Below are 2,282 nucleotides of genomic sequence, written 5' to 3'. Positions count from 1 at the left end.
AGTTGTAGCGTTTGATTGTCACCATGATAATCTGTCACGACTGGACGACCATTTGTAATGGTACCCGTCTTATCTAAAACGATGGTATCAATTTGATGTGTGCGTTCAACAAACTCGCCACCTTTAAATAAAATGCCATTTTCAGCAGCGCGACCAGTACCTACCATAATAGAAGTTGGTGTAGCAAGTCCTAATGCGCATGGACAAGCAATGACAAGAACGGAAATACTCGCAACAAGTGCAGGTTCAAATGTACCTGGTGTAACTAAAGTAATCCACACGATAAATATTAATAGTGCGATACCAACAACGATAGGAACGAAATAACCAGAAATAATATCTGCCAATCGTTGAATCGGCGCTTTAGAACTTTGAGCTTCTTCGACAACTTTAATAATATTTGCCAACGCAGTGTCCCCGCCAACTTTTGTTGCTGTCATAGTAATAGTACCGTTTTTGTTCATCGTTGAACCAATTACAGTATCATCAACATTCTTCTCAACAGGGATAGATTCACCTGTTAACATAGATTCGTCGATGGCAGTCATACCTTTAATAATTTTGCCATCAACAGGTATCTTTTCACCTGGTTTAACGATAAGTGTATCTCCAACATGTACTTCATTTAGAGGAATCATCACTTCATTACCATCTTTTAAAATGCGTGCTTCTTTAGCTTGTAAACTTAATAATTCGCCAAGCGCATTGGTTGTTTGAGACTTCGCTCTAGCTTCTAAATACTTACCGAATAAGATTAAGGTAAGTAGTACGGCGCTTGTTTCAAAGTATAAATGCGGTTGCGTTGTTGAGCCATTTAGCCAACGAACCATTTCATAAATACTGTAAAAATATGCTGCACTTGTACCAACAGCAACAAGTACATCCATATTGGCGCCACCATTTCTTAAGTTTTTATAAGCACCTACATAAAATTGCCATCCAATAATAAATTGTACAGGTGTAGCTAAAATAAATTGGAACCATGGATTCGTAAATAGTGCTGGTATATGCATATTGAAAAGATGCACAAACATTAACATTAATAGTGGTAAAGATAATACTGCTGATATGATAAGCTTAATCAATTTATGTTGTAGCGCTTCAGCTTTGCGTGACGTTTGATCTTTATTGTTATCTTTAATAGACGCGTCATAACCTAATTTTTGAATGCGAGTGACAAGTTTATCAGCATCTGTTTCTTCAGGATAATAGTCAACTTTAGCTTGCTCTGTTGTTAAATTGACCGTTGCATTTTGAACGCCGTTCATTTTATTTAACACTTTTTCAATACGGCTTGAGCATGCAGCACAAGTCATACCTGTAATGTCTAATTCGACAGTTTCTACAGTGACACCGTAACCTAAATGTTGAATCGTATTAATAAATTCTTGGACATCATGTTGATCAGGGTTATACTCAACAGTTGCTTTCTCTGTAGTTAAATTCACTTGGGCATTAACGTCATCAAGTTTATTCAGTTTCTTTTCGATACGATTTGAACATGCGGCACAAGTCATACCAGTGATATCTAATGTTGTTTTTTTCGTATTAGCCACATTATTGCCTCCCTGTGATTCATTGTTACACGTCTAATGTACCCCCTCTAGGTATATAAGTCAATCGTTGCGTTTTACTTTTACCAATTTTAAAAAGAAAAAGAGAGATTGCCGTGCAAACATTGCACAACAATCTCTCTATTTAGCATCTATATAAAAGAAGTCGTAATTAATATTAAAGGATGTATGAATGAAAGGTAAAACTTAAATGACTTCTGGATTTGCAATTCTTAGGTGACTTAAAAGAAATCAGATGGGTTAAATTCTTTCGCATGTAAATTTTTGAAATTATTAAGATGGATGACTTTATCATCATCTTTGTTGTCTGACAACTGACGACTTGTATCGTTTGTCATTTCGTAATCTTGTATCGTTTTAACTAAACCTAGAATGATTAAGATAGCAACTGTGCCTGTAATTAATATTCTCATCGCTATCATACTCCTTTATATTTCTCTTACTCACATTGTACGTTAATAGATTAAAAAATGAATGCGTCTGTAGTATTGAATTTATCTACTACTTTAGCAGTATTTGATGCGAGAATTGTATAGATAAGGGTGATAAGGTCATGATTTCATAATGTTATAGCGTATTAGTTGCATAGGCGAATGTTTATTTGATTAACTTTTAAACAAGTAAATAAGTTATTAGGAGTTGAAAGGTGTAATGACTGAAAAAGAAAAAATGTTAGCAGAAAAATGGTACGATGCAAACTTTGATCAA

The 2,282-nt window shown here is 34.8% G+C and carries 2 protein-coding genes; both read right to left on the bottom strand.

The features are described 5' to 3' along the window. The coding region (locus IDG60_RS11450) for a heavy metal translocating P-type ATPase (RefSeq protein ID WP_206160714.1) at positions 1 to 1,556 on the bottom strand (1,556 nt) is incomplete at its 3' end. A gap of 239 nt (positions 1,557 to 1,795) precedes the next feature. Continuing rightward, positions 1,796 to 1,987, bottom strand: a complete 192-nt coding sequence (gene cwrA, locus IDG60_RS11445) for a cell wall inhibition responsive protein CwrA (RefSeq protein WP_001221404.1) — start codon at positions 1,985 to 1,987, stop codon at positions 1,796 to 1,798. Positions 1,988 to 2,282 lie beyond the last annotated feature (295 nt).

Source organism: Staphylococcus sp. EG-SA-2 (assembly GCF_017152085.1).
Note: the sequence above shows the minus strand (reverse complement) of the source record. Positions and strands in the feature narration are given on the sequence as shown.

What these genes read in the sequence shown, in the direction of transcription:
- cwrA (WP_001221404.1), bottom strand. Translation starts at nt 1,987, where the DNA reads ATGAGAATATTAATTACAGGCACAGTTGCTATCTTAATCATTCTAGGT.